At 67.2% G+C, this 6,405-nt stretch carries 8 protein-coding genes; 2 read left to right on the top strand and 6 right to left on the bottom strand.

The window, feature by feature from the left end:
• The first annotated feature begins 13 nt into the window (after positions 1-13).
• Entirely contained in the window at positions 14-163 is a 150-nt protein-coding gene (locus QOI01_RS26680; RefSeq protein ID WP_526386172.1) for an SDR family oxidoreductase, read from the top strand.
• Positions 164-868: 705 nt separating this feature from the next.
• Here QOI01_RS26680 and QOI01_RS26675 read toward each other — a convergent pair.
• Entirely contained in the window at positions 869-1,216 is a 348-nt protein-coding gene (locus QOI01_RS26675; protein WP_526386171.1) for a cytochrome P450, read from the bottom strand.
• Positions 1,217-2,212: a cytochrome P450 family protein gene (locus QOI01_RS26670; RefSeq protein WP_526386170.1), complete on the bottom strand. Its 996-nt coding sequence runs from the start codon at positions 2,210-2,212 to the stop codon at positions 1,217-1,219.
• Between the two features lie 69 nt (positions 2,213-2,281).
• Between QOI01_RS26670 and QOI01_RS26665 the strand changes: the two genes are divergently transcribed.
• Entirely contained in the window at positions 2,282-3,445 is a 1,164-nt protein-coding gene (locus QOI01_RS26665) for an NAD(P)/FAD-dependent oxidoreductase (protein ID WP_526386169.1), read from the top strand.
• On the opposite strand, the gene QOI01_RS26660 is transcribed toward QOI01_RS26665, so the two are convergent.
• From QOI01_RS26660 to QOI01_RS26645, 4 genes are all read right to left on the bottom strand, one after another.
• Entirely contained in the window at positions 3,429-3,740 is a 312-nt protein-coding gene (locus QOI01_RS26660) for a non-heme iron oxygenase ferredoxin subunit (RefSeq protein WP_526386168.1), read from the bottom strand. The two genes, QOI01_RS26665 and QOI01_RS26660, sit on opposite strands and share 17 nt — an antisense overlap.
• 200 nt (positions 3,741-3,940) lie before the next feature.
• Positions 3,941-4,780 (bottom strand): mycofactocin-coupled SDR family oxidoreductase, encoded by an 840-nt coding sequence (locus tag QOI01_RS26655; RefSeq protein ID WP_526386167.1) that lies wholly within the window; start codon positions 4,778-4,780, stop codon positions 3,941-3,943.
• Positions 4,781-4,792: 12 nt separating this feature from the next.
• Positions 4,793-5,185: a Zn-ribbon domain-containing OB-fold protein gene (locus QOI01_RS26650; protein ID WP_526386166.1), complete on the bottom strand. Its 393-nt coding sequence runs from the start codon at positions 5,183-5,185 to the stop codon at positions 4,793-4,795.
• Positions 5,182-6,234 (bottom strand): thiolase family protein, encoded by a 1,053-nt coding sequence (locus QOI01_RS26645; protein WP_526386165.1) that lies wholly within the window; start codon positions 6,232-6,234, stop codon positions 5,182-5,184. The genes QOI01_RS26650 and QOI01_RS26645 overlap by 4 nt, the downstream gene beginning before the upstream one ends.
• Positions 6,235-6,405: the final 171 nt, after the last annotated feature.

The raw sequence follows: 6,405 nt of genomic DNA, 5'->3' as shown, positions 1-6,405 counted from the left end.
CGATCAGGACAAGCTGTCTGCCATCATCGACCAGACCGCCTCGATCAAACGGTTCGGCAAGCAGCATGAACTCGACGCGGCGGCGGTGTTCCTCGCCAGTGACGCCGCCTCCTACATCACCGGCATCACCCTGGCCGTCGACGGCGGCGTGTCCACTCACTGAACAAATCGGGGTTCTGGACTGGACCCGCGTGCGTGCGTGCCGGCGCGGCGACGATCCGCCCCGACGCGATGAGGACGGTATCGGCCGGTCTATTCGGGGTCGTGGTGCCGCCGACGCGGCTGCGGTCGGAGTCATGCTGCGCTTGGTGCATCACCTCCCTCCGGCAGCAATCGCAGGAATCTCGGCCCGCTCAAGCACCGGAAGTTGCTCGCGCAGTGCGGCTTCCGATGTCACGCAGAGTAGGACAGGAGTCAGCCTACGCGCGACCAGCCACGACGAGGCCGGTCAGCCGACCGCACCCCCGCCGGCCGCGATCGACCAACGGGGCGCCCCGGTACTGGCCGCCGCCCGGGGGTCTCAATCGTGTCGTCGGCGCGTACCTGATCTCTCACCCGCACGACGACGGCCATCGACGGCTGAAGTGGGCTGCACTACCTGCGGATTGGCGGAGCACCGACTGATGTCCCCTGTCGTGTCAGAGCCCAGCCACCATGAAGTGATCGTCTGGGTGCGCGTACGAGCTGATGCCCCGTACGAGTACGTCGGCGAGGCGGCGCCGCGCAGACAGGCGGCCCGCGATGAACCACCGGCCGCAGTCGAGGCACGCTGCCACCCAGACGGCCCTTGCCAACCGATGCGCGACGACCTCAACGCCACAGGCGCACCTCACCCGGCGCTTGGCGCGCCGCCAGCACGACACGACATTCATGGTGCCGCGGGGGTCTGTGGTTGTTGCCAATTGTCGAATACCACGGGGTATTGGACGTAGCGGGGGATGTCTTCGACTTCGAATTTGGTCATGTCCTTTTCGAGGTCGACTGGCGGGTTGTCGGGGTCGGGACGTACTCCGGCGGTCATGAGCTTGCGCAGCAGTTCCAGGTGCGCGCCGCCCTGGCCGTCGTTGCCGACCACCACGCGCAGCCCGTAGCACTGGTGGGTCCCGACGCCGAAGCCGAGGCCGTATCTGGGTGTGCCGTTGGCCGGCGAGGGCCGGTTGGGGTTGAATCCCATGGCGTCTGGGCCGAATACGTCGGTGTCGCGGTTGGCCTTCACTTACTCCACCCGCAACTCCTGGCCGGGATGGATCTTGCTGCCGTCGGAGAGCTCACCTTCCTCCAGTGCCAGCCGTGTGGTGTAGGGCGAGAACGGGGCGCGCAGCCGGATGACCTCCTGCAGGCAGTTGAGCAGGAACGTCGGTTCGCTCCGTCGTGGGATGTCCTCGGGGTGTTCGAGCAGCCAGGTTTGCAGGACGTCGATGGTGTGCACGATCGACTGAGTGCTGGTGCCCACCGAGGCAGCGAACAGCAGGGTGGACTCGACGACGGCGTTGGCTTCGTCCTCCCACTCCGGCGCGAGTCCGGCGGCCACCATCTTGAGCAGGCTGTTGGGTACGTCGTCCTCGGCGAGTTCGCCGGTGTCGATCCGGGCGCGCTGTTGGCGGTGCCAGGCTAGTGACGGCTCGAAGAACTCCTTGACGTATCCGGACTTGGCTTGCAGCGCTCGTTGGTTCACCTGGTCGCGGTCGTCGAGGAAGGCAGAGCTGGTGCCCGCGGAGATCGGTCCGGCAAACGAACGCATCAGCGCGAGCCGCTCGTCGGTGTCCACGCCGATCAGGCCGATGAGCCGGGCGGTGAAGTGGATGAACACCCGTTCGAGGAATTCGACGAGATCCATGCCGCGCGTGCCGTTCTCGTCGGGCTCGGCCAGCCGCAGCGCCATCAGCCGGTCGGCCTCGGGCAGCACCACGTCCTCGCGGATGCCGTGCAGCGCGTCGGCGCGGACCAGGGGGTTGAGCAGCTTGCGGCGCAGCCGGTGTGACTCGCCTTCGAGGAACATCATTGATGCACCGAGGAATTCGCGGACGTTGATCTCGCCGTTGACCTCGTCGCTCTGGCGCCCGGCGAACAGATCAGGACTGTGAGTGACGGCGCTCTTGGAGCGCAGCAGCCTCGACACGTCGGCGAGTCGATTCACCCGCGCAAACGGACATTTCGAGCCGTCCACTGGTTCCGCCGGGTCCGCCTCATTGCGGGCAGCGAGTTCAGTCATGTGACATTCCTCCTTCACTTTGAACAATGGCACTCGTCCGCAGCGCTGTCAACTGCTATGTTGACCAGCGTGATCCAGGACAGCAAGACACCGGTCGTCGTCGTGGGCGGCGGCCTCGCGGGTAGCCGTACGTGCACCGAGCTGCGCAGGCTCGGCCACTCCGGGTCGATCGTGTTGATCGGCGACGAGCCCAGCCTGCCCTACGACCGCCCGCCGCTGTCCAAGGCGGTGATCCAAGGCAAGCGTGACTGCAAACCGTTCGAGGTCCGCTATGAGGAACTGGGTATCGACGTACGGCTCGGGGTGGCGGCGAAATCCTTGGACCTGGGTAGCCGCCAGGTGCTGACATCAGCTGGCCCCGTTGACTTCTCACACCTGGTGATCGCCACTGGCGCCACCCCCGTGCGGCTGCCGGGCGGCGGCGAACAGCTCGTGCTGCGCACCGACGTCGAGGCGACGGCCCTGCGTGACAGGCTGATATCAGGGGCACACGTCGTCGTCATCGGTGCCAGCTGGATCGGCGCCGAGGTGGCCCACGCGGCACTGGAGCGCGGCTGCCGGGTGACCGGGCTCGAGTATCACCCCGCACCGTTGGCGCAGGCGTTTGGCAGCGAACTCGGCAGCCGGTTCGCCTCCTGGTGGGACGGCGCCGAGCTGCGCACCGGTCAGGGCGTCACAGCTGTGGAAGCCGACGGCGTACACGTGGCCGGCGGCGAGGTGATAGCCGCCGATGTGGTGGTTACTGGCGTCGGAGTGCGACCCGCCACCGGTTGGCTCGCGGGCAGCGGGCTGGAATTGCTTCCGGCACTGGCCGTTGGCCAGCAGCTCCGGGCCGAGGGCCAAACCGACGTGTACGCACTGGGTGACGCGGCCGCGTGGTGGTCACGCCGCTACGGCCGCCGGCTGAACGTGCAGCATTGGGACGACGCGTATACCGCCCCGACGGTGGTAGCCGACGCCATCGTGAACGGGTCTGATGCCGAACTGATCCACGACCCCGTGCCGTACTTTTGGAGTCACCAGTTCGGCCACCGCGTCGAATACGTCGGCCACCACGATCCTGCCGACACAGAGACCGTCGACGATGACGTCGAGCCGGGCTGGACCGCCCAGTGGCACGGCGTCACCGGCGAACTGACCGCGGCGCTGGCCGTCGATCAACCCAAGTACATCGCCGCGGTCCGCACCGAGCTGCTCGCTGCGGCCGACGCACCGCTCACACCTCGACGATGACCTTGCCGTCCTCGACCGTGACCGGGTAGGTCGCCACCGGGTCCTCGGCGGGCAGTCCGCTGACCTCACCGGTGCGCACGTTGAAACGCGAACCGTGGGCTGGACATTCGACGTCCTCGCCGTCGAGTTCGCCGTCGCTGAGCTCGATGTCCTCGTGGCTGCACAGATCGCTGACCGCGAAGACCTCGCCGCTGGCCAGCCGGGCCAGGCACACGGGCACCCCGTGGGCCTCCACCCGCATCAGCGGAGTGTCGCCGTCGAGGTTGGCCAGGCTGGCGACTACGCACTTGGGCATGCGATTCCTCCTAAGATGATGATTGATTGATTGCCGTCGGCAGGGGCGTCAGTAGGGGTGACCGGCCGGCTGGTAACCGGGGGCAGTTCGAACATGGTCAGCGCTCCTGTCTGGACCGGCGGAGAGGGACGCTGGCCGTTACCGCCCCCCTGCCAACTATCAACCCACGTGTTGATAAGGCTACCGCATGGATCTCCGCCTCAGTAGATGCCGAAGGCCGAGGTACCCAGGCCGAGCTCCAACACCTGCCCTGTCATCAGACCGCGGTCGGTGACCAGGTACAACAGGGCGCGCGAGACGTCCCCAGGCTGCAGGAACCGCACCCCGTTGAGGCCGTAGTCGAGCTCATCGAGCCGCCTGCGGAAGTCCTCCTCGGTGGGGTTGGCGATGTCGGGGACGAAGATGTCGTACGTCGGCTGGTTGAAGAAGAGGTCGGTCTCCACCGCGCCGGGCGCCAGGGCGTTGACGGTGATCCCGTCGCCTGCCAGCTCCAACGCGGTCGTCTTGACCAGACCGATGACTCCCCACTTCGCAGCGATGTAGTGCCCGAGATTGGGCGCGGTGTAGCGCGCCCCCATCGAGGTGGTCGCCACGATCCGGCCGAACTTCTGGTGGCGCATCTGCGGGATGACCGCCCTGACGGCTTTGAACACGCCGGTCAGGTTGGTCTCGATGATGGTGTGCCATAGGGTATCCGAGGTCTCTTCAACCGTAGAGAAATCGATCACGCCGTGGTTGGCGACCAGGATGTCGAGGCGTCCGAAGTCGCCGACCGCGCGCGCCACTGCGTCGTCGAGCTGGCCCGTGTCGCGCGCGTCGACGTGCAGCCCCAGCGCGCGCACGCCGTGCTCCTGCACCAGCTTCACCGTCTCGGCGAGCTGATCGGCGCTGGCGAGCGGGTAGCCGAGCTCCGGCAGGTCGGCGGCGATGTCGGTGATTACGACATCGGCTCCCTCGGCGGCCAGCGCAAGCGCATGGGCGCGGCCCTGCCCGCGGGCACCCCCGGTGATGAAGGCGACCCGCCCGTCAAGCTGTCCCATGGCTTCTCCCTGTCATGCGATCTTCCACTGCACCGACGGCACGCCGTCAATGTCGACGACCTCCGCGGCCACCCGTGCGCCGACCGTGGCGGGCGCACTGCCCGCCATGAGGCGCCCGACGAGGTAGGGCCCGTCGTCGATCTGCACCATGACCACGGTGTACGGGATGTGCGCGCGCAGCTCGGCCGCAAACGCCCGGTGGTAGACCACGAAGCTCCACACCCTTCCCGTCGGGGCCACGTCGACCCACGTGGTGTCGCGGCTGCGGCACTCAGGGCAGCCGCTCAACGGCGGCCACCGCAGCGCCTGGCAGGAGTTGCAGCGCTGCACGACGAGCCTGCCCTGCGCGGCGGCCGCGAAGAACGGGCCTGTCAGCAGATCGTCGGTAGGCGAAAGTCCGGTCACTGGCCGACGCTCTGATTCGTCGACAACACCGACACCGCCGCCTTGACGAAACCGTGACTGGAGCAATACATCCCGATCTCGGGAGTGTCCAGCTGCCGTTCGCCCGCCTGACCGCGCAGCTGCCGGACCGCCTCGACGACGTGCATCCAGCCCCAGGTATAGCTCTCTGAAAGCTGTCCGCCGTGGGTGTTTAGCGGTAGCGACCCGCCGCGCAGCGTGTGCCCTTCGGCCAGGAACGGACCACCCTCCCCGATGCCGCAGAAGCCGTAGTACTCCAGCATCTGCAGCGACCAGAGCGCCGTCGGATCCTGGATGTAGAGCGCATCGATGTCGGCCGGGCGCAGGCCGGTGCTCGCCCAGATCGCCGCGGCGGAGTCTCGCAGCCACGGGCGCATCAGGTTCTCCGGGTTGTGTTCGCCACGCACCCCTGCGTACTCCGCCATGCCCGAGACGTAAACCGGTGGATTCGCCAGTTGCCGTGCGCGCTCGGCGGTGGTCACCACGAGCGCGACGCCGCCGTCGGAGATCATCGTGACGTCGGAGCGGCGCAGCGGCTCGACCATGTACGGCTCGGCCAGGTAGTCGGCCATGCTCATCGGGGTGCGGAAGATCGCGTTGGGGTTCGACTGTGCCCAATCACGTTGTCCCACAGCGAGCATGCCAAACTGCTCGTCGGTGGTGCCGTAGACCGCCTTGTGTCGCTGCAGGGCGAGCCCGGCCCGGCCGGCGATGTGCACCAGCCCAGCGGCCGAGGCCATGTCCGCGCCGTACATCGGCTTGCCGAAATCGAACTTGCCACTACGGGCGTTCGCCCCGTAGGTCAGCAGCACCGTGCTGGCCATCCCGCTGACGATCGCCATGACGGCCAGATGCAGCGAGAAGTTGCACGTGCCGTAGTCCAGCGACTGCACGTACGGCAGGTTCACCCCGAGCAACGCCCCCACATTGACATCGCTGCCCTGGCCCTGCACCGACTTGCAGGCGACGAGCCCATCCAGGTCGTCCACGGTGAGTCCGGCATCGGTGAGCGCCAGCAGCGCCGCATCCACGGCGTTCTCCTCAGCCGAGTGGCCGGGAAGCTCACCCTGCACGGTATGGCCAAGACCGACGATGGCGGTCCGGCCCGCGACGACATTGTCTGGGGTGGCCATACAGTGCCGTTAGACCTCGATCTTGTACAGCTTGGCGGCGTTGTCCTGCATGATCTTTCGGATCACGTC

This window comes from Mycobacterium sp. (assembly GCF_032162605.1).
GTDB lineage: Bacteria > Actinomycetota > Actinomycetes > Mycobacteriales > Mycobacteriaceae > Mycobacterium.
The sequence above is the reverse complement of the archived record's forward strand: the minus strand, read 5'-3'. Positions and strand labels throughout refer to the sequence as shown.

Coding starts and splice junctions, on each gene's coding strand:
- QOI01_RS26670 (WP_526386170.1), bottom strand. CDS start 2,212: ATGACTGAACTCGCTGCCCGCAATGAGGCGGACCCGGCGGAACCAGTG.
- QOI01_RS26660 (WP_526386168.1), bottom strand. CDS start 3,740: ATGCCCAAGTGCGTAGTCGCCAGCCTGGCCAACCTCGACGGCGACACT.
- QOI01_RS26655 (WP_526386167.1), bottom strand. CDS start 4,780: ATGGGACAGCTTGACGGGCGGGTCGCCTTCATCACCGGGGGTGCCCGC.